A 20,291-nucleotide genomic window follows, 5' to 3' on the forward strand; every position below is an offset into this window, starting at 1 on the left:
GCATGGGCGGGATGGGAGGCATGGGCGCCGGCATGGCGCTGGGCACCCGCGGCGACGAGGACGGCCACGGCGGCTGAATCCGGGGCCGCGGCCATTCATCGTGGCCGCAGTCACATCCACGGGCGCATGCGATTGCGCCGCCGCGGGGCTTGGCGCAATCTCCGGGTTCCTTTTCCCGCGGTGATTGCCATGCAAGACAACATCATCCAGATCATGCCCGCCGCCGGCTGGGTTGCCGTGTTCGACGAGGGCGGCGAGGAAGCCGCGCAGGCGGTGGTGTGCTTCGCGCTGGTGGAGAGCGCGATGAAGCGCGAGGTGCGGGCGATGGTCGCCGAGGGCGCGCAGATCGGTTTCGCCGATGCGCTGCCCAATTTCGTGCGCGTGGAGGAGCTGGACGCGTTCGAGGAAGACGACGAGGACGAAGAGCAGGACGAGGAAGAGGAAGAAGACGAGGAGTGATCCCCGCTTCCTTTCCTGTTCCCGGCTCCCCGGCAGGCCGCATCGCCGGCCTGCCGCGCTGATACCGCGGCCTGCGGGCGTGGAGCAACGCATGTTCGATGAAGCCTTCGCCTGCAAGCGCTGGACGATGCGGCGCACGCTGGAGGCGGTACGCGCGGTGGATGCGCAGGCGTTTCCCGCCGGCGTCGCGTTCATGCGGCAACAGTTGAACCACATCGCGATCGTGGAAGAGCTGTTCCGCTCGCGCCTGCTCGGCGAGCCCGCGCCACATGCGGCTACCAATACCGCCGAGGTGCCGGCACTCGAGGAGCTGGCCGCGCGCCTTGAGGCCTCGGACCGGTGGTATGTCGGCCATCTGGCCGGGCTGGCCCCGGCGCAATGGGATGAAGCGCTGCGGTTCCGCTTCGCCGATGGCCGTGATGGCTGCATGACGCGGCGGGAAATCCTGTTCCACGTCCTCAACCATTCCAGCTACCACCGCGGCGCCATCGGCCACGCGCTGGACCAAGCGCAGGTGCCGCATCCGGCCGATACCTGCACCGTGTTCCTCCATGAAACGCAGCCCGGGCGGCGCGACGGGCGGCTGCCGGACTGAAGCAGCGCCGGATGCGGGCGTGCGGGCGAAGCGGTAAGGTACGCGCCCGCATGCCGCCGTACCGGTGGCACGAAATACCTGCAATGTTGACCGACCCATTCGACAGGGAACACCTCTGGCACCCCTACAGCGCGCTCGACGGCCCGGTGCCGGTGCTGAAGGTGACGCGTGCCGAGGGCGTGCTGCTGGAACTGGCCGACGGCACCCGGCTGATCGACGGCATGGCCTCGTGGTGGTGCGCCATCCACGGTTACAACCATCCGGCATTGAACCAGGCCGCCATCGACCAGCTTGGGCGCATGGCGCACGTGATGTTCGGCGGGCTCACCCACGAGCCGGCCATCGCCCTGGGCAAGCAGTTGCTGGCCATCGTGCCGCAGCCGCTGGACGCGATCTTCTATGCCGACTCCGGCTCGGTGGCGGTGGAGGTGGCGCTGAAGATGGCCATCCAGTACCAGCATGCGCGCGGCCTGCCAGGCAAGTGCAACATCGCCACCACGCGCTCGGGCTACCACGGCGACACCTGGAACGCGATGTCGGTATGCGACCCGGTCACCGGCATGCACGGCCTGTTCGGTGCCGCGCTGCCGACGCGGCGCTTCGTGCCCGCACCGGCCACGCCGTTCGGCGGGCAGTGGGACGCGGCCGACATCGTGCCGCTCGAACGATTGTTCGCCGAGCATGCCGGTGAACTGGCGGCCTTCATCATCGAACCGGTGGTGCAGGGCGCCGGCGGCATGCGCTTCTACCACCCGCAGTACCTGCGCGAACTGGCACGGTTGTGCCGCGAGCACGAGGTGCTGCTGGTCTGCGACGAGATCGCCACCGGCTTCGGCCGCAGCGGGCGGCTGTTCGCCTGCGAGCATGCCGGCATCACCCCGGACATCCTGTGCATCGGCAAGGCGCTGACCGGCGGCTACATGACGCTGGCCGCGACGATCACCCGCCGCGAGATCGCCGAGGTGATCGCCAGCGGCGAGCCGGGCGTGTTCATGCACGGGCCGACCTTCATGGCCAACCCGCTGGCCTGCGCGGTGGCGCTGGCGTCCACCCGGTTGCTGCTGGCGGGGGACTGGCAGGGCAACGTGCAGCGCATCGAGCGCGGTCTGCGCGAGCGGCTGGCGCCGGCGCGCGCGTTGCCGCAGGTGCGCGACGTGCGCGTGCTCGGCGCGATCGGCGTGGTCGAACTGACCGCGCCGCTGCGGCTGGAGCGCATCCAGCGGCGCATGCTGGAACAGGGCATCTGGATCCGCCCGTTCGGGCGGCTGGTCTACGTGATGCCGCCCTACGTGATCGACGACGGACAACTGCAACGCCTGTGCGACGGCATGGTCGCGCTGGTGGCGGGCCTGCACGCGGAGGACATGCGGCAATGAAGGGACAGGTGGTTTTCGTCAGCGGCATCGACACCGAGATCGGCAAGACCGTGGTGACCGGCTGGCTGGCGCGGCAATGGCGCGAGGCAGGCGTGGACGTCATCACCCAGAAGCTGGTGCAGACCGGCTGCGTCGGCGCGTCGGACGACATCCTGCTGCACCGGCGCATCATGGGCTGCGGCCTGTTCGACGAGGACCGCGACGGCCACACCATGCCGGCGCTGTACGCCTACCCGGCCTCGCCGCACCTGGCCGCGCGGCTGGAGGGGCGCAGCCTCGACCTGGAGGCCATCGACCGCGCCACCGCCCACCTGTGCGAGCGTTACGAGACGGTGTTGGTGGAAGGCGCAGGCGGGCTGATGGTGCCGCTGACCGAACAGCTGCTGACCATCGACTATGTGGCCCGGCGTGGCTGGCCGCTGCTGCTGGTCACCTCCGGCCGGCTGGGCAGCATCAACCACACGCTGCTGTCGCTGGAGGCCATCGCCGCGCGCGGCATCGCGCTGCACGGCATCGCCTGGAACGGCCGCGACGACGGCAACGACGAGGTGATCGCCGCCGAGAGCCGCGGCTTTATCCGCGACTGGATGCAGGCGCGCTTCCCGCAGGCGCGTTGGTACGACGTGCCGGTGCTGGCGCTGGAATAGGGGCTTGAAAAGCCGGCCATGCGCCCTCACGTCGGATGGATCGAACAAAGACGAAAGAGGGGGCTCATGGAAGCCGTCACGACTGGAATGGTCCAGTGCATGAAGTGCAACACGGTGTACCAGCCGGCGATCAAGGTACTGGAGAGCGTCTGCCCGATGTGCCTGTCGATCAAGACCGCGCCGGTGCCGGCCGAACCATCGGACAACGCACCGGCCGCGCTGCACTGAACCGCACCGACAACGTTGGAACATGCAGGCCAGGTCGTCGACCTGGCCTTTTCATTGGTTCTTCACCGCGATTGCGGGGAAGAGCAGGCCTGCAGGCCGTGGATACCCCGCTCCTCGTAGGTGCCGGGCTTGCCCGGCACGGGGCCTTGCCGGTAGAGCCTCAATGCGGGGCGAGCCCCGCATCTACGTGGATGCGCCTGCGCCGCCCGGGGCGTGGCAGGCTGCCGCCATGCGCGGTGCCTGATCCCTGGGCTTGGGTGAAACCTTTTCATTACGCGCCCGCGATGCGGCTCACTCGCCCTGGTACTGCTTTTCCTCGACCAGCGCCGAGCCGGCGACGCGGTTGATCTCGTTCTTCACCGCCACGCGCTCGCCATTGGTGCCGTAGACGCCGCGGGCGAGGGCGATGAAGCCGTCGCCGAAGTCCTGCGCGGTTTCCTTCGCGCGCAGCTGGTCCTGGATGTCCCACATGCGCTCGTTGATCGCCCTGAGCCGCTGCTTGAGCGCGGCCAGCTCCGGGCGCGCGGCCTGCTGCTGCAGCCACAGCGGCCACAGGCCGTCCAGCTCGGTGCGCACGTTGCCGAGCTTGGCGGCGTCGGCGATGCGCTCGGCCTTGATTTCGAGGATGGTGATCTTGTCGATCAGCTCGCCGATCGATACCGGGGTGAGGATGGTCTGCTGCACGTCGCGCTTGCCGAAATGATGACGGGCGCCATGATAGCGCCCGCCGCGACGGCCCCGGCGACGCGGAAAGTTGCCGGTGATCCGGTACTGGCGACGGCCGGCCGGCGCCACGCACAATGCCGGCTTCCGCCACGAGGAGCCGACGATGCCGATATGCCGCACCCTGCGCCTGTTGCTTGCCCTGTCGTCGTGCATGGGCCTTGCCGGTGCCGCCATCGCCGCCGATGTCTCGCGGCTGCAGGGCGCATGGCGTTTGCAGGCCGGTGAGTTCATCGACGGCGACGGCGCCGTGGTCGATTACGCCAGCCGCAAGCTGGCCGGCACCAAGGTGCTGGCCGACGGCCATTTCGCCTTCACCACCACCAGCGACGGCGCCTTCTGGGCGGGCGGTTCGGGCACCTACGACGGCGATGCGGCGCGCTACGTGGAGACGCCGCTGATGGCGTCCTACCCACTGGAAAGCGGCGGCAGCTACGAATTCCGCTACACGCTGGAAGGCGGTACGTGGACGCTGGAGCGCTGGCAGAATGGGCGCAGGGTCGAGCGCGAAGTCTGGCAGCGCATGCCGTAGGTCGGGTTGTTGCCTTGCCGGCCGGCGGGTAGATGCGGGGCTTGCCCCGCATTCACGATCCACCGTAGGTGCCGGGCTTGCCCGGCACGGGGCTTCACCGGGAAGGCTTCATGCGGGGCAAGCCCCGCATCTACGGGGTTTGCTGCGCCGGGAAACCGGCTTCGTCCAGCGCCCGGGTGAAACGCTCGGCCGGCTGCGCCGACATGATGCGGACGTGCTTGGCGGGCAGGTCGATCTCGACCGTGGCGTCGGCGTCCACCTCCTTGATCGTCGCGGTGACGCTGCGCGCGCAGCCGCCGCAGGTCATGTTCTCGATGTGCAGTTGCATGGGGGTTCTCCGGAAAGGAAGGCGACAGTCTGGAGCCTGCCACGGTGGCAAGGTCAACAGGTGCCGCGGCCCGCGGGATTTCAGCGCCGCGTGGCGAACACCCCGTCAAGGACCAACTGCGTCGCGAAGCCGGCCTTCTGCAACCGCGCGGCGACCTCGCGCGGCACGTCGCGGCCGCTGGTCAGCCGGTTCGGCGTGCCGGTGTAGTGGAACAGGCGCCCGCCCTTGCGCAGTACCCGCGCCAACTGGTCGTAGAACGCCTGCGAATACAGTTCGCCGGCGATGCCGAAGCGCGGCGGGTCATGCAGCAGGGCGTCCACCGAGGCATCGGCGATGCCCTCGATTTCGCGGCTGACATCGCCCTGCCGCAGTTGCAGGCGGCCGCCATTCTCCGCTGCGTCGGGGTCCGGCGACCACGGGTTGAGCGTACGCAGCCACAGTACTTCGCTGCTCTTCTCGAACGAGTGGATCGAGGCCGCACCGGCCTCCAGGCAGCACGCGGCGAAATAGCCCAGCCCGCCGCAGGTATCCAGCACCCGCTTGCCGCGCGGCTCGACCAGCGCCACCTTGCGCCGCGCATCCTCGAACGGCGACAGCTGCGCGCTGGGCAGCATCTTGATGCCGTCGATCTCGAACGTCGGTGCACCCCAGTCGGTGGGCACCAGCTTGTACAGGCCGCTGCCGAAGCGCGAGGCCACGGCGAATGCCTCGCCGTCCCAGTAGTGGATGGCCCGGTCCCTGAGCTTTTCCGGCCACGGGAACGCCTGCCCGCGCCAGCGCCAGCCATCGCCGCCGACGTCCACCGGCTCCTCGCTGCGCCCGAGGTCGAACGATGCCTGCGCATGGCCGGCGCCTTTCTTCAGCGCGGCCCGCAGCGTGTCGAGGACGGGGCGGGTGAGCAACGGCCCGGCGTAGTGGGGCATGTGCGGAGGCGGCGTAGTTGAAGGGGGCGCCATGCTACCGCAGCAGGTCGGGCGCGCCGGCAAGCTTGCGCCTGCCTGAATGCCGGATGGCGTTGCCGCGTCCGCTGGAACTTGCCCTGCCTGCAGCGGTCTGTCGCTGGTTGCAGATGTGCCGTGGCAGGGCCGGTGACCGCCTTGCGGAGCGCCTTGTACCGGAGTTGCATGCGTCCTGCCCGTTTGCCCGAACCGTTGTGGAACCATGCCGTCGCCGCGCTGGCGGCCGTGGCCGTACTGTCCCTGCTCGCACGCCTGCTGTGGCAGTTGCCGGAAGCCCGCGGCACGCGGCAGGAAGCGCGCATCCAGTTGCGCTGGTTGCCGCCGTCATCGGCGCAGGCGTTGCCGATGACGGCGACGAACCCGGTCATGGCCGCCGGAGCCACCGCCATGCCGATGCCGTCGGCGCCCGAGCAGGTCATCGCCCCGCCACCGGATGCAGCACCGCCCGATGCTTCTTCGCCGGCATGGTCGCGGAATCTGTACGGCGACAACGGCCGGGTCACGCTGGCGCCGGACACGGTCGGGGAAACCGCGCATAAAAGTGCTGCCGAGCGCGTGTTCGAGCACCGCGACGAACTGGCCACCGGCGTCGGCGAGCGCGCCACCGCCGGGCTGTTTTCCAGGCGTCCGGCGGGCACACCGCAATCGCTGGCGCAACGGATGCTCTACGGCGAGGACATCCAGCCGGCGCAGGCGCGACGCCCGCCGGAGGTGGCCTTCAACCCCGCCCTGCACGAACGCCCCGCCGACCTGGGCAGCGCTGCGACCGGCGATGCCTGGAGGGCCGCCCCGATCCGGCATGAGCCCGTCCCCGGCCTGGACGGCACGGCCAGCCGCCGCATCCGTGCAGCCATCGGCGAGCTGGAGCGGCGTTACCCGCGTTGCGCCGCCGGCGACCGCCAGCGCTGGCTGGCGCCGGTGCTGCAGCACCTGGACGCGCTGCAACGGCTGGAATACCGCTACAACCACGGCGCCGACCCGGTGGAAGCCGAGCACAGCCTGCCCGCCGCGGCCGACAGCGCGTACGACCTGGCCCGGCGCGGGCTGTGGGAAGCCGAGCGGCAGATGCGGGCCTGCGGTTGAACCGGTACGGTCGCCGGCCGTCTTCCCTGGCCGGCAATAGCGACTCGATCTGACCGCTACGGACGCCCGGCAAGGCCCTGCGCGCCATCGCGGAGGCCGCGTGCCGATGGCAGGTGGACAATGCCGGCGACATTGCCGGACAACTTTCGCAACTTCATGTTCCGGAAGGATTTTCAGGCGCAGGGCATGCCTAGAATCGGGTTTCCCCCCGCGTATGGAGTTGCGATGAAGTCGATCACCCTGCTGTCGTGCGCACTGGCGCTCGCCGCCACCTTCGGCTGCCAGGCCCGGCCGGAAAGCACCGCCGCCACGCAGGCCGGCATCGCCCCCGGCCATGCCCACCCGCTGCCGAAGCATGCCCTGGTCGGCTACCTGCACAACTTCGACAACGGCCTGGGCCTGCTGCCGGTGGGCGAGGTGGACGATGGCTGGGACGTGATCGTGCTGGCCTTCGCCGACGACATGGGCGAGGGCCGGGTGGCGTTCAACCCGGACCCGGCGCTGGACCGGGAGCGGCTGATCGCCGACATCGCCGCCAAGCGTGCGCAGGGCAGGATCGTGGCGCTGTCCTTCGGCGGCGAGCTGGGCACGGTGACGCTGCGCACCCAGCGCGACGAGGACAATTTCGTGGCGAGCACCGCGCAGGCCATCGACGGCTTCGGCCTGGACGGCATCGACATCGACCTGGAGAAGATCGCCGGCGTCGAGCATGGCGCGCCGGTGGTCCCGCACCTGATCTCCGCGGTCAAGCGCCTGCACGCGATGTATCCGAACCTGTATGTGTCGATGGCGCCCGAGCACCCCTACGTGCAGGGCGGGCTGGTGTCGATGGACGGCATCTGGGGCGCCTACCTGCCGCTGATCGACGGCCTGCGCGACGAGCTGGACCTGCTGCACGTGCAGCTCTACAACAACGGCGGCCTGCCCACGCCGTACCGCGCGGAAAAGTACCCGGCCGGCAGCGTGGACATGATGGTGGGCTCGGCGACGATGCTGATCGAGGGCTTCGAGCTGGCCGGCGGCAACGGCCGTTTCCAAGGCCTGCGCCCGGAGCAGGTGGCGTTGGCGTTGCCATCGGGCCTGCGCGCGGCCGGCAGCGGCCATGCCGCGCCGGCCGACATCAACCGCGCCTTCGACTGCCTGACCAGGGCGGTCGGTTGCGACGAGGTGAAGCCGGCCCGGCCGTACCCGGATTTCCGCGGGGTGATGACCTGGTCGATCAACAGCGACGTCGCCGACGGCCGCGCCTTCTCCGCCCCGGTGGGCGAACACCTGCGCGCGGCGCGCTGAGCGCGAGGGTTCCGCCCGTGCCGGCCAGCGGCCATCATGCTCGGCCCCGGATAGGATGGACGTTGGATGGCGCGCAGACATTGGGTGATGGCGGCGGCAGGGCTGACCGCCGCCGCGTTGGCGGCCAGCTTCCTGTGGCAACCGAAGCCGCCGCGGCGGCCGGAGCCGGCGGCGACGCCGCTGGGCTGGCGCGCGCAGGTCGAACTGCTGGGCGGCGATGGCGTCGCCGGCGATGCCGTCGGCCCCGGCCCGCGCAGCCGCTTCAGCGATCCCTGGGGCGTGGCGCTGGATGCCGGCGGCACGCTCTACGTCGCCGATGCCGGCGACAACAACCGCATCCTGCGGCGCTGGCTGGATGGTGATTTCCGCCTGCTGGCCGGCGGCCGCGAAGGCTTCGCCGATGGCCTCGGTGGCGCGGCGGCGTTCAACACGCCGTCCGGCATCGCGCTGGACCGCCACGGCAACCTGTACGTGGCCGACACCGGCAACCACGCCATCCGCAAGGTCACCCCGCGCGGCGAGGTGACCACACTGGCCGGCGGCGGCGTGCCCGGTTTCGCCGACGGCAACGGCCGCGATGCGCGTTTCAACGGGCCGATGGGCGTGGCCGTGGACGATGCCGGCCGCGTCTATGTCGCCGACACCTGGAACGACCGCATCCGCGCGATCGAGCCCGATGGCCGGGTATGGACGCTGGCCGGCGACGACCACCCCGGCTGGGCGGACGGACAGGGCGATCAGGCGCGCTTCGACACGCCCACCGACCTCAAGCTCGCCGCTGACGGCACGCTGTGGGTAGCGGACATGAACAACGACGCGCTGCGCACGCTCACGCCGGCGGGCGCGGTGACGACGCGGATCGGCGGCCCCTGGAGCGCGCGCGCGTTGCGCGGGCCGATGACGCTGGCCCTCACCCATGACGGTGTCGCCTACGTGGGCGAGCGCGGCACCGGCCGCGTGCTGCAGGTGTCGCCCGCCGGCCACGTGGTGGCGGTGGCCGGCGACACCCAGCGCTTCGCGCGCGCGGCGGGCGTCGCGCTGGCGCCGGACGGCAGCCTGCTGCTGGCCGACGCCGATGCCTACCGCATCCACCACCTGCGGCCATTGCCGCCCGGAGCGGAAGAAGGCGGGGCGGTGGTGGGCCCGTCGATCGACAACCCGCTGCCGCGCAACGAAGGCCGCTGGCCGCTGGCGCCGCAACGCGGCTGGCATGAAGTGGTCGGCACGCTGGGCGAGGTGCGTGGCACTTTCAGCGGCGAGAGCCGGCACCACCTGCACAGTGGTTTCGACGTGCGCGGCGACGTTGGCCAGACCGTGCTCGCCATCGCCGCGGCCAAGGTCGGCAGCCCGGCGGCGACGTGGAACCTGGGCGGGCAGGCCGAAGGCCTGTCGCTGGACATGCTGGACTACATCCACATGAAGGTCGGCCGCGACCCCGCCAACCGGCCGCTCGATCCGGCGCGCTTCCAGTTGGTGTACGACGAGGCCGGGCAGCTGGAGCGCGTGCGTGTGCGCCGCGGCACCCGCTTCAACCCCGGCGATGCGCTGGGCAGCATCAACAACCAGGCCCACGTGCATCTGGCGGTGGGGCCATCGGGCTACGAACGCAACGCCGTGCGGCTGGGTTTCGCCAACTACGCCGATCATTTCGTCCCGCGCATCGACGACATCGCCCTGCTGGACGCCGACGGCCAACGCCTGCGCGAACACCGCGATGGCCGCCTCATGGTGCCGCGTGACGGCGGCGGCCTGCAGCTCGTGGTCGAAGCGTGGGATCAGGTGGACGGCAACCTGCCGCGCCGCCGCCTCGGCCTGTACGCACTGGGTTACCAGATCCTCGATGCCGCCGGGCGCCCGCTGCCCGGTTACGAACAGCCATGCATGAACATCGAGTTCAACCGCATGCCCCCGCAACGCGAAGCGGTGAAGCTGGCTTATGCCGAGGACAGTGGCATCACCGTGCACGGCAGCCGCCGTACACGTTTCCGCTACGTGCTGACCAACACCGTGCGCGACGGCCGGCTGGCGGCCGGGATGCTGGATTTGTCGGGATTGCAGGTGGGTGACTATGCAATCAGCATTGTTGCCCGGGATTACAGTGGCAATGAAGCTGCGGCAGGGACAATGTCGCTGAGGATCGTTGTCGTGGGACAGGGTACAGATGGAGAGTGAGCCTGGATTCCTGTCGCGCTCGATGTGTGAGCAGCAACACGCTGATGCCGGTTTCCCGATGAGTAACCTAGGGGTGCCTGGTTCGCAGGCTACAAGGAGATCGACATGAAGCAGCACATCAAAGGTCTGGCTGTCGTCGCTATTTTGGTTTCCTCGGTGTTGGGAGCGAGCGTCACCGCGGCACCTCCCTGTGATTTGAAGTGTTTCCAGATTTACAACGCATGCAAGGCCAGTGGCGGGAGCGAGGCTTATTGCATGGAACGTTTCGATGAGTGCATGCAGACGGCATGCAACGCGCCCTCCAACTGATTCCGTAATACGGATTTGAACGGGGCCCCGTCACGACGGGGCCTCTTTGCATATGAAATCCATGTGGTCGCGGGACCCCGATATTGTCTGTACCGGGGAATGCCCAATCCAGGTGCTGAGCCGGGAGTGCGGTCTTGGCTATCGACTCGGGAATGAGATATCGCTGCCGAGGAACGAATGGGACAGGCCCGATCCGTCTTGCAAGGCAAGCCGACGAATCTACCGGCTGGGAAATCCATTCTTTCAACGAGGAGGATGCGCCGGCCGGGTGCTTGCATTCCCTGACGAGGGCGATTCCCCGTGGGATCAAGCGAAGGAACCACAAAAAAAATGCCCCTCCGGGAGGAGGGGCAAATTATGCAAACGATCTATGTAGCGGGCCGTATTAGAAGTCGTAACGGGCCGTGAAGCGCATGTAGCGCGGAGTGGTGTAGTTCAACTCGCGGCCAAACATGTTGTTGTGCTGGGTCGCGCTGGAAGCGTAGTTGTCGTTGTAGAAGGTCGGCACACGCTGGTTGAACAGGTTGATGACGTCAGCCGACAGCGTCAGGTTGTCCATCCAGGCCGGACGGTAGCTGACGTTGAGGTTGAACTGGATCGTCCAGGGAGCCCGGCCATACGAACCACGCTGCGACCACTTGTAGTCATCGCTCGGCGGGGTGTTGGTGCTCGGGTTACCGGGCAGGCCGCAGTAGTGGTAGTAGGAGCCGTTGTAGATACCAGCAGTCGGTGCCGGCCAGGTCGGGTAGTAGCTGGTGCAGCTACGCGGACGTCCCGAGGCTGCGATCAGCGAACCACCCACCGTCCATTCCGGGCTGAAGGTGTAGTACGCAGTGCCCTTGATCTGGTGGGTACGATCGTTGGGCAGCAGGCCGTTTGCACCTTCCATCAGCTGCGGAAGATCCCAATCCTGCGTCACGGAGACGTCCGACTGGCCACCGCTGCCGGTATCCAGGTCAGAGGCGAGCTGGCCTTCGGTGTTGCCGAAGTTGCGCGACCAGGTGTAGCTCAGCTTGCCGTAGAAGTTGTTGGTGAAGGGGTGCTCCACGAACAGGTCCACCGCCACGTACTTGCGCTTGAGCTTCGGCAGGTTCAGCTCTTCCGCGGTGTAGTGATGCAGCGCCAGGCTGCCATCGGCCTGTTCTTCGTAGAACGAGTTGCCCTCGCCCGGGTTGAACAGGAAGCAGCCGCCGCCCAGTGCCTGGGTGCAGGTGTCGTCGATGGCGCTGCGCAGATCGCGGTAGGTGAACTTCGCGCCCCAGGCCAGGGTATCCCACGGCTGGTGTTCGAAGCCGATGATGTACTCGTCCTGGAAGTGCGACTTGATGCCCTTGGCCGCCACGGTCTTCGGATCCGGCGACTGGCCGCATTCCAGATTCGAGGAGATGGCATTCGGGTTGCCCGCGCAGCTGTACCCCAGGTCGGTGACCGGGATGTTGGTTATGCCGGTCGGCGCACCGGTGACCGGGTCGACACCGGTATAGGTGAAGTACTCGAGGGTATACAGCGAGCCGGAGGCCGCGCGGACGGCGACGTTGTTGGGCAGCGCCAGGTGGTAACGGCCGGCGTTGGCGAACACCTTGAGGGATGAGTCGCCACGGACGTCCCACACGGCACCCAGACGCGGTGCCCACTGGTTGCTCTGCTTGATGTATGCCTTGCCGTCACCGTTGAAATTGGTGAACTGCTCGTTGCGCAGGCCCAGGTTGAGCATGAAGTTGTCGGTGACCTGCCAGCGGTCCTCGATGTAGAAGGCTTCCTGCTCGGTCTTTACGTTGGCTTCCTGGGTGTAGTACTGCCGGCGAACGTAATAGCCCTGGTCGGCGAGCGTACCGCCCACGTCGCCCGGAGCACCCACGCCGTGGGCCGTATCGATCGGGGTCATCGGAGACGGGTTGCCGGCATTGTCGAGCATGCGGCTATAGACCCACACGTACCCGCCCTGGTATTCGGAGCCGGTGAATGCCTCGGCATCCTGGCGGTCATAACCGGCACGCAGTTCGTGCCTGCCGAGCTGGTAGGTGATGTCGAAGCGGCCGCCTTCGGTCTTTTCGTTCTCACCCGGCACGTTGACCCGGTCGGTGCTCCAGCAGCCGGAGTAGTCGAATCCCGGGGCACGGTTCTGGACAGCTGCTGCTACATACGGACAGCTGGGATCCAGGCCCCACGGCGAGGACTCGTGCGTGATCTTCTGCTGGCCGTACAGGGCCGACAGCGTCAGGTTGTCGGTGATGTAGCCGGTGTACTTGGCCACGTAGAGCCTTGCGTCGTCCTTGTCGGTCGTGCCGGCATTCTTTTCCGAGCCATGGCTGAAGGTATCGTAGTCGTACGCATAACCGTCATAGCTGTACTTGGTGACGTCGGAGACGCCCGTCAGTTCCAGGATGTGGTTGTCGGTGATGTTCCAGTCGACCTTTGCCGTCCAGCGGGGATAGTCGTAACGGTAGTCCTGGAAGCCGCCGGCAGCACCCGGGGCACTGGAGGTCGAAGCGGCAACGCCTTCGCCTTCGCGGCGGGTGAGTTCCGCATCGGCATAGACGAACAGCTTGTCCTTCACGAGGGGACCGCCAACGTACACGCCGGTGGTGTTCTCCCAGGACGTGTTCTTCTGCCGGTAGGTCAGCAGCTTGCCGTCGGTGGCGGGGAAGTTGCCGGTGTTGGGATAGTAGTAATTGCGCGGATCTTCGCGGGTCGGCTTCGGCGAATAGATGGTGTAGACACCGCCCTTCCATTCATTGGTACCGCGCTTGGTGACGATGTTGATGACGCCACCGGTCGCACGGCCGAATTCGGCGCCGTAACCGCCGGTGAGGATCTGCTCCTGGGCGATGGCGTCGAACGGAAGAGTGGTGAAGCCGATGGAGGTCAACGGATTGGTGACGGCGTACCCGTTGATGTAATACGCATTCTCCGAAGATGCCGAGCCACCGAAGCTGGGGACGCCATAGCTGTCGTTCTTGACGACGCTGGGAGCCAGCATCGCGACTGCCGCGATGTCGCGCGGAATGGCGAACTTCTGCAGCTCTTCCGCGGTGAAGACGGTGCGGGTGTCGACCTGGGATACGTCGATGGACGGAACGCTGGTCGCATTGACGGTGATGCGATCGAGGTCAACGGCCCCCGACGATGCCGCGGCGACGAACGAAACTTCCGTGCCGCTGGCGATTACGACGCGAACCCCTTCGCGTACGCTGACGGGCTGGCCATCCTTCATCAGGGTGACCTTGTAGTTGCCGTTGGGCAGGGACGGCGCGCGATAGCGGCCGTTGGCGTCGACGGCAATGGTCCTGCTCTGGCCGGTATCGGTGTTCTCGATGAGAACGGTGGTACCTGCTTCCGCTGCTGCCTGGCCATAGATGGTGCCGGTAACGCTCTGTGCGTTGACGGCGCCTGCGAAGCACATGCCCAAGGCAATGCTCAAGGCTGTGCGCTTGATGCCAACCGACAGGTTGGAGCGTTTGGGTGAAGTCATCAGCTCTCTCCGATGTGAATGTGTTGCGTTTCTCGCCTGGGGGCCTCAAAAGGGGGCCAAAGATCCAGGGTGGATGGATAGTAGCAACAGGCGCAACTAAATTAAAGCTTTGTTAAGGTCGAAGGTTGTAGGGCGGAAATTTTCATTTATGTAATTGAAATAATTGATAATTTTGCAGTTGCACATGAAATTTTCGCGGAAGAGACTTGGCGTTGATCCTCAGGGAATGGGCTTGCAGCGGGTAGTGATTGGCCTGCTGGCGATGCCGGTATCTGGATCTTCCAGACATCGTCTTTCCGGCATCGTCACCGATGTCGGAGCTGCCGGCGGGGGACTACACCCTGCGCATCACCGCGAAGGACTACAGCGGCAACGCGGCCACGGAGCGGCGGGAGCTCGGGATCACGTTGCTTTGACCGAAGTGACGAAGCCGGCGCTCATGCGCCCACGCGCACCCGCTCGGCCTGCAGGTCCTCCACTGCCCGCACCTCGATGCTGCCGTAGGCCGACCACGGGAACTGGCGGGCGATGCGGGCGGCTTCGTCGGCATCGGCCGCCTCGATCAGGTTGAAACCGGCCAGGATCTCGCGGGTCTCGGCGAACGGGCCATCGGTGATGCGGGCCTGCCCGCCGCGGGTGCGCAGGGTGCGGGCAGTGGCAGGGGGCTGCAGCTTCTGCGATTGCAGCAGGACCCCTTGCGCCTGCAATGCGTCGGCATGTTGCAGGCAGTCGCGCATCAGCGCGTCGTAGTCCGCCGGCGGCAGCGCCTGCAGCAGTTCCGGGTCGATGTTGATCAGCAGCATGAATTTCATGGTGGGCGCCGGCAGAAGGGAGCGGCCATGATGGCGCGTGTATCGCCTCTGCGGAACCTGAATCCGTTCAGAAAATTCCCGGTCGGTCTTGTCGATTCCGGTGGCGTCGGTTCGTCGTATCGGGTGTGAAGCGGGTCGTTCGGCCCGCAACCGAGGAAAGCAGGGCGATGAAGGTGATGGTGATCGTCAAGGCATCGGCCGGCAGCGAGGCCGGGGTGATGCCCACGCAGGAAGAACTGGCGGCGATGGGTGCCTACAACGAGCGTCTGGTGGAAGCCGGGATCATGCTGGCCGGCGAGGGCCTGCACCCGAGCCGGCGCGGCGTGCGGGTGCGATTCGACGGTGCGCGCCGCAGCGTCATCGATGGGCCATTCGCCGAGACGAAGGAACTCATCGCCGGCTTCTGGCTGTGGCAGGTGCGTTCGATTGACGAGGCGGTGGAGTGGCTGCAGCGCGCGCCGTTCAACCCGGACGGCACCGAAGCGGTGGAGGTGGAGATCCGGCCGATCTTCGAAGACGACGATTTCGGCGAGGCCTTCACCCCCGAATTGCGCGCGCAGGAGCAACGTCTGCGCGAACGCATCGAACGCAACGACTGATTCGACGACGAGGAGACGCATGATGAAACTGATTCCCTTCCTGGGCTTCGACGGCAACACCCACGAGGCGATGGCGTTCTATGCCAAGGCGCTGGGCGGCAAGGTGGTATCGGAAATGAAATACGGCGACATGCCGCCAAGCCCCGACATGGATGCCGAAGGCTGCGGCGGGTTCATGCCGCGGCCGGAGCAGGTGGCGCATTGCCAGGTCGAGGCCGGCGGCGCGGTGCTGATGGCCGCCGACGGCCCGCAGCGCGACGGCCAGGGCGGCACCACCATCAACATCGAGGTGGACGGCATCGAGGAAGCCGAGCGCGTGTTCGCCGCGCTGGCCGCAGGCGGGCAGGTGCAGATGCCGTTGGCCGAAACGTTCTGGGCGCGGCGCTGGGGCATGCTGGTGGACCGCTACGGCAAGCCGTGGATGGTCAACTGCATGAAGCCGATGGGCACGGCGGAGGGACAGCCATGACCGCGCCGAAGATGATCTTCGTCAACCTGCCGGTGCGCGACCTCGAAGCCTCCAAGGCCTTCTTCGCCGCGCTCGGCTACGGCTTCAACCCGCAGTTCACCGACCACAACGCGGCCTGCATGGTGGTCAGCGACAGCATCTTCGTGATGCTGCTGGTGGAGCCGTTCTTCAAGGGTTTCACCAACAAGCCGCTGTGCGATGCGCGCAGCCGGACCGAGGTGATCACCTGCCTGTCGGCGGACAGCCACGCCGAAGTGGACCGGCTGGTCGATGCGGCCCTGGCCGCCGGCGCCAGCGAGCCGATGCCGGCGCGCGACCTCGGCTTCATGTACCAGCGCGGCTTCCAGGACCTGGACGGCCACCTGTGGGAAATCGCCCACATGGATGGCGAGCCGGGCTGAGCCACCACGCAACCACGGGAGAAATGCAATGGCCTACATCGACGGTTACGTATTGCCGGTGCCGCGGGAAAACCTGCCCGCCTACCGGCGCATGGCCCGCCTTGGCGGCAAGGTGTGGAAGGAACATGGCGCGCTGGCCTACGTCGAAGCCATCGGCGACGACGTGAAGCCGGGCAAGCACACCTCGTTCCCGCAGGCGGTGAAGCTGAAGGAAGGCGAGGTGGTGGTGTTCGCCTACGTGCTGTTCCGTTCGCGCGCGCACCGCGACCGCGTCAACGCCAAGGTGATGGCCGATGCGCGACTGCAGGGCTGGAACCTGGGGAACATGCCGTTCGATGGCAAGCGGATGTTTTGGGGTGGCTTCAAGCCCATCGTCGATCTTTGACTGCCTTGGCTTGCGCGGTTGTCGCGGCGATGCTGTGATCGCCGTCGATGCAGGATGAGGCGCTCCAGCGCAGGCTCGACACGGTGTGGCGGATGGAATCGCCACGCCTGGTCGCGCGCCTGATGCGGATGCTGGGCGACCTGGACAGTGCCGAGGAACTGGCGCAGGACGCGCTGGTCGCCGCGCTGGAGCATTGGCCGCAGCAGGGCGTCCCCGACAACCCTGCCGCGTGGCTGATGACCACCGCCCAGCGCCGCGCGATCGACCTGCTGCGCCAGCGTCGCCTGCACGCCGGCAAGCACGAGGCATTGGCGCAGGAACCGGAATGGCAGGGGAGCGTCGTGCGCGACCACGAGCGCGAAGTGGAAGACGACATCGGCGACGACCTGCTGCGCTTGTTGTTCGTCGCCTGCCACCCGGCATTGCCGGCTGACGCGCGGGTGGCGCTGACCCTGCGCCTGCTGTGCGGCCTGAGCACCGCCGAGATCGCGCGCGCGTTCCTGTTGCCGGAACCGACCATCGCCCAGCGCATCGTCCGCGCCAAGCGCACCCTTGCCGAGCGCCGGGTGCCGTTCGAGGTGCCGCGGCGCAAGGCGTTGCCGCAGCGCCTGCGCTCGGTGCTGGAAGTGGTCTACCTCGTCTTCAACGAAGGCTACGCCGCCAGCCACGGCGAGGACTGGATGCGCCCGGCGCTGTGCGAGGAAGCATTGCGCTTGGGCCGGGTGCTGGCCGGGCTGATGCCCGCATCGGCGCCGGTACTGGGATTGCTGGCATTGATGGAATTGCAGGCCTCGCGGCTGGCCGCGCGCACCGACGCGCAGGGCGCGGCGGTGCTGCTGATGGAGCAGGACCGCGGCCGCTGGGACTGGTTGCAGATCGGCCGCGGGCAGGCGGCGCTGGAAAAAGCGTTGGCGCTCGGCGGTGATGACGATATCTACGTCCTGCAAGCCGCCATCGCCGAATGCCACGCACGGGCGCGCCGCGCCGAGCAGACCGACTGGTCGCGCATCGCGCAGCTGTACGCACGGCTGGCATCGGTCGCGCCCTCGCCGGTGGTTGAACTGAACCGCGTGGTGGCGGTGGCCCGGGCGCAGGGGCCGCACGTGGCATGGCCGCTGTTGCAGGCCCTGCATGGCGACGGTCGCCTGCATGGCTACGCCCCTTTGGAGGCGGTGCGCGGCGACCTGCTCGCACAACTCGGTCGCGATGTCGAGGCGCGCGCCGCATTCGAGCGGGCCGCCGCGCTGAGCGGCAATGCCCGCGAACGCGAGGCCCTGCTGGCGCGTGCCGCCGCTGTGTGATCTGGCACTGCCCGCGCCGACGTCCCTCTGGCTACACTCCGGCAACGATCCGACCCTTGGAGATGGATGTGAAACGAGTAGCGATCACCCTGCTGGCGATGTCGGTATCCACCGCGTTGATGGCCGCGCCGCCGAAGTTCGACGGTGCGCGCATTTCCGCCGACGTGAAGGAGCTGGCTTCCGATGCCTATGAAGGCCGTTCGCCGGCCACCGCCGGCGAAGAGAAGACCATCACCTACCTGAGCCGCCAGTTCGCCGAAGCCGGCTTGCAACCCGGCGGCGATCTGCAGGACGGCAAGCGCCTGTGGACGCAGGCGGTGCCGCTGCTCAAGGGCGACATCGTCGGCAAGCCGCAGCTGTCGCTGTCGCGTGATGGCAAGGCGCAGGCGTTGACGCAAGGGCAGGAGATCGCGGTGCGCGCGGCAATGAACGGCGCCAGCGTGGTGGCGATCGAGGACGCGCCACTGGTATTCGTCGGCTATGGGGTCAAGGCGCCGGAGCGCGACTGGGACGACTTCAAGGGCGTGGACCTGAAGGGCAAGATCGCCGTGGTGCTGGTCAACGACCCGGACTTCGAGAGTGGCGAGGGCGACTTCGACGGCAAGGGCATGACCTACTACGGCCGCTGGACCTACAAGTACGAGGAGGGCGCGCGCCAGGGCGCGGCCGGCGTGCTGATCGTGCACGAGACCGCGCCGGCCTCCTACGGCTGGGCGACGGTGGCCGGCTCCAATACCAACACCATGTTCGACGTGGTGCGCGAGGACCCGGCCGCGGTGCACCCGCCGCTGGAAGGCTGGATCCAGCGCGACCTGGCCGTGGACCTGTTCAAGCGCGCCGGACTGGATTTCGAGACGCTGAAGCAGCAGGCGCAGTCACGCGACTTCCAGCCGGTGGAGTTGAAGGGCGAAACCTTCTCGGCCGACTACGCGGTCAAGACCGAGGTCATTACCTCGCACAACGTGGTCGCGCGGCTGGAAGGCAGCAGCCATCCGGACGAAACCATCATCTACTCCGCGCACTGGGACCACATCGGCGTCGGCGAGCCGGACGCGCGCGGCGACCGCATCTTCAACGGCGCGTTGGACAATGCCAGCGGCACCGCCTCGCTGCTGGAACTGGCGCGCGGCTTCGCCAAGGCGCCGCGGCCGCAGCGCTCGGTGCTGTTCCTGGCGGTCACCGCCGAGGAAAAGGGCCTGCTCGGCTCGGAGTACTACGCCAGCCATCCGCTGTACCCGCTGGGCACGACCGTGGCGGTGATCAACATGGATGGCATGGCCCCGTTCGGGCCGTCGCGCGATTTCGGCACCTATGGCGCGGCCCGCTTCGAATTGCTGGACCAGCTCAAGGACGTGGCCAAGGGCTGGGACATCCGCTACACGCCCGATCCCAAGCCGGAGGCCGGCCTGTTCTTCCGCTCCGACCATTTCTCCTTCGCCAAGCGCGGCGTGCCGGCGCTGTCGTACTCGGCCGGGGAGGACTGGATCGACGGCGGCATCGCGGCGGGCAAGAAGGCGTCGGACGACTACACCGCCAAGCGCTACCACCAGCAGGGTGACGAATGGCAGCCGGACTGGAGCTTCGCCGGTGCCGCGCGCGACCTGGAGGTGGTCTACACGCTGGGCGAGCAACTGGCGAACTCGCGCGCGTGGCCGAACTGGAGCGCCGACGAACCGTTCCGCGCCACGCGCGACGCCAGCGCCGACGAGCGCAAGTAAGCCGGTTGTTTCGAAGCCTCCTCGATCAGCTTTTCCCTTCTCCCTCCGGGAGAAGGTGCCCCGAAGGGGCGGATGAGGGTTCGGGCGAAGCCTCGTGTTGCCTGACATCGCGAGGGCTTCGCCACGTACCCTCTCCCCAACCCCCGCTCCGCGCCCCGGCTCGCCATGCCAGTAACCATTGCGCTCGCCGATCCGCGGCGCAACCGCTGCGCTGTCGCGCGCTTCGTCGAAATGCCGCACCACCGCTTCCATGCCCTCGGCCTGCGGGTACAGCCGCAGGATGTCCACGCCCAGCGCGCGCAGCTCCGGCAGTTCCGGGCCGAGATCGGTGGTTTCCTCGCCCTGCACCGAGATGCCGTTGATACGCAGGAATGGGCGGCCCTCGCGGGTGGCCAGCGGCATGCCGGCGGGAAAGTCGGTGCAGCGGAAGCCG

The 20,291-nt window shown here is 67.6% G+C and carries 22 protein-coding genes; 17 read left to right on the forward strand and 5 right to left on the reverse strand.

Annotation, left to right across the window (positions count from 1 at the left end; genetic code table 11):
- Nucleotides 1-189: 189 nt before the first annotated feature.
- The 5 genes from ABB34_RS14325 to ABB34_RS15810 all read left to right on the forward strand — a co-directional run bounded on the left by ABB34_RS14325 (nt 190) and on the right by ABB34_RS15810 (nt 3,305).
- A complete protein-coding gene (locus tag ABB34_RS14325; RefSeq protein ID WP_057642055.1) occupies nt 190-459 on the forward strand; it encodes a hypothetical protein in 270 nt (89 codons plus the stop codon).
- A 91-nt stretch (nt 460-550) separates the two neighbouring features.
- The gene (locus ABB34_RS14330; RefSeq protein WP_152979646.1) at nt 551-1,054 is read left to right on the forward strand and encodes a DinB family protein; all 504 of its coding nucleotides are present in this window, start codon (nt 551-553) and stop codon (nt 1,052-1,054) included.
- A gap of 83 nt (nt 1,055-1,137) precedes the next feature.
- Nucleotides 1,138-2,430, forward strand: a complete 1,293-nt coding sequence (gene bioA / locus ABB34_RS14335) for an adenosylmethionine--8-amino-7-oxononanoate transaminase (RefSeq protein ID WP_057642056.1) — start codon at nt 1,138-1,140, stop codon at nt 2,428-2,430.
- Entirely contained in the window at nt 2,427-3,077 is a 651-nt protein-coding gene (bioD, locus tag ABB34_RS14340) for a dethiobiotin synthase (protein WP_057642057.1), read from the forward strand. Before bioA ends, bioD begins: the two co-directional genes overlap by 4 nt.
- 99 nt (nt 3,078-3,176) lie before the next feature.
- The gene (locus ABB34_RS15810) at nt 3,177-3,305 is read left to right on the forward strand and encodes a hypothetical protein (RefSeq protein WP_275452850.1); all 129 of its coding nucleotides are present in this window, start codon (nt 3,177-3,179) and stop codon (nt 3,303-3,305) included.
- A 291-nt stretch (nt 3,306-3,596) separates the two neighbouring features.
- Here the strand turns inward: ABB34_RS15810 and ABB34_RS14345 are convergent, their stop codons facing one another.
- Complete coding sequence (locus tag ABB34_RS14345) at nt 3,597-3,989, reverse strand: DUF6165 family protein (protein ID WP_057642071.1); 393 nt, start codon at nt 3,987-3,989, stop codon at nt 3,597-3,599.
- 145 nt (nt 3,990-4,134) lie between these two features.
- On the opposite strand from ABB34_RS14345, the gene ABB34_RS14350 reads away from it, so the two are divergent.
- Nucleotides 4,135-4,560, forward strand: a complete 426-nt coding sequence (locus ABB34_RS14350; RefSeq protein WP_057642058.1) for a hypothetical protein — start codon at nt 4,135-4,137, stop codon at nt 4,558-4,560.
- 130 nt (nt 4,561-4,690) lie between these two features.
- On the opposite strand, the gene ABB34_RS14355 is transcribed toward ABB34_RS14350, so the two are convergent.
- Together ABB34_RS14355 and ABB34_RS14360 are read right to left on the reverse strand one after the other, a co-directional pair.
- Nucleotides 4,691-4,888, reverse strand: coding sequence for a heavy-metal-associated domain-containing protein (locus tag ABB34_RS14355; RefSeq protein ID WP_057642059.1), 198 nt, complete (start codon nt 4,886-4,888; stop codon nt 4,691-4,693).
- Nucleotides 4,889-4,968: 80 nt separating this feature from the next.
- Nucleotides 4,969-5,811, reverse strand: a complete 843-nt coding sequence (locus ABB34_RS14360) for a class I SAM-dependent methyltransferase (RefSeq protein ID WP_057642060.1) — start codon at nt 5,809-5,811, stop codon at nt 4,969-4,971.
- Between the two features lie 201 nt (nt 5,812-6,012).
- On the opposite strand from ABB34_RS14360, the gene ABB34_RS14365 reads away from it, so the two are divergent.
- The 4 genes from ABB34_RS14365 to ABB34_RS15345 all read left to right on the forward strand — a co-directional run bounded on the left by ABB34_RS14365 (nt 6,013) and on the right by ABB34_RS15345 (nt 10,701).
- A complete protein-coding gene (locus ABB34_RS14365) occupies nt 6,013-6,930 on the forward strand; it encodes a hypothetical protein (RefSeq protein ID WP_152979647.1) in 918 nt (305 codons plus the stop codon).
- Nucleotides 6,931-7,155: 225 nt separating this feature from the next.
- Entirely contained in the window at nt 7,156-8,220 is a 1,065-nt protein-coding gene (locus tag ABB34_RS14370; protein WP_057642062.1) for a chitinase, read from the forward strand.
- 66 nt (nt 8,221-8,286) lie between these two features.
- Nucleotides 8,287-10,392 (forward strand): NHL repeat-containing protein, encoded by a 2,106-nt coding sequence (locus ABB34_RS14375; protein WP_057642063.1) that lies wholly within the window; start codon nt 8,287-8,289, stop codon nt 10,390-10,392.
- Between the two features lie 105 nt (nt 10,393-10,497).
- A complete protein-coding gene (locus ABB34_RS15345; protein WP_152979648.1) occupies nt 10,498-10,701 on the forward strand; it encodes a hypothetical protein in 204 nt (67 codons plus the stop codon).
- A gap of 385 nt (nt 10,702-11,086) precedes the next feature.
- Here the strand turns inward: ABB34_RS15345 and ABB34_RS14380 are convergent, their stop codons facing one another.
- Together ABB34_RS14380 and ABB34_RS14385 are read right to left on the reverse strand one after the other, a co-directional pair.
- Nucleotides 11,087-14,173: a TonB-dependent receptor gene (locus tag ABB34_RS14380; protein ID WP_057642064.1), complete on the reverse strand. Its 3,087-nt coding sequence runs from the start codon at nt 14,171-14,173 to the stop codon at nt 11,087-11,089.
- Nucleotides 14,174-14,610: 437 nt separating this feature from the next.
- Complete coding sequence (locus ABB34_RS14385) at nt 14,611-14,985, reverse strand: YciI family protein (protein WP_057642065.1); 375 nt, start codon at nt 14,983-14,985, stop codon at nt 14,611-14,613.
- 167 nt (nt 14,986-15,152) lie between these two features.
- On the opposite strand from ABB34_RS14385, the gene ABB34_RS14390 reads away from it, so the two are divergent.
- The 7 genes from ABB34_RS14390 to ABB34_RS15425 form a co-directional block, all read left to right on the forward strand.
- Nucleotides 15,153-15,584 (forward strand): YciI family protein, encoded by a 432-nt coding sequence (locus ABB34_RS14390; RefSeq protein WP_057642066.1) that lies wholly within the window; start codon nt 15,153-15,155, stop codon nt 15,582-15,584.
- Between the two features lie 22 nt (nt 15,585-15,606).
- Nucleotides 15,607-16,053 carry a VOC family protein gene (locus ABB34_RS14395; protein ID WP_057642072.1) on the forward strand — a complete coding sequence of 149 codons (447 nt, stop codon included), beginning with the start codon at nt 15,607-15,609 and terminating at the stop codon, nt 16,051-16,053.
- The gene (locus ABB34_RS14400; protein WP_057642067.1) at nt 16,050-16,454 is read left to right on the forward strand and encodes a VOC family protein; all 405 of its coding nucleotides are present in this window, start codon (nt 16,050-16,052) and stop codon (nt 16,452-16,454) included. Before ABB34_RS14395 ends, ABB34_RS14400 begins: the two co-directional genes overlap by 4 nt.
- Before the next feature lie 28 nt (nt 16,455-16,482).
- Nucleotides 16,483-16,839: a DUF1428 domain-containing protein gene (locus tag ABB34_RS14405; RefSeq protein WP_057642068.1), complete on the forward strand. Its 357-nt coding sequence runs from the start codon at nt 16,483-16,485 to the stop codon at nt 16,837-16,839.
- Between the two features lie 47 nt (nt 16,840-16,886).
- Nucleotides 16,887-18,140, forward strand: a complete 1,254-nt coding sequence (locus ABB34_RS14410; protein ID WP_057642069.1) for an RNA polymerase sigma factor — start codon at nt 16,887-16,889, stop codon at nt 18,138-18,140.
- Nucleotides 18,141-18,208: 68 nt separating this feature from the next.
- Nucleotides 18,209-19,858, forward strand: coding sequence for a M28 family metallopeptidase (locus ABB34_RS14415; RefSeq protein ID WP_057642073.1), 1,650 nt, complete (start codon nt 18,209-18,211; stop codon nt 19,856-19,858).
- Between the two features lie 165 nt (nt 19,859-20,023).
- On the forward strand, nt 20,024-20,291 hold a 268-nt coding region (locus ABB34_RS15425; RefSeq protein ID WP_161808922.1), incomplete at its 3' end, for a hypothetical protein.

This window comes from Stenotrophomonas daejeonensis (assembly GCF_001431505.1).
Classification (GTDB): domain Bacteria; phylum Pseudomonadota; class Gammaproteobacteria; order Xanthomonadales; family Xanthomonadaceae; genus Stenotrophomonas; species Stenotrophomonas daejeonensis.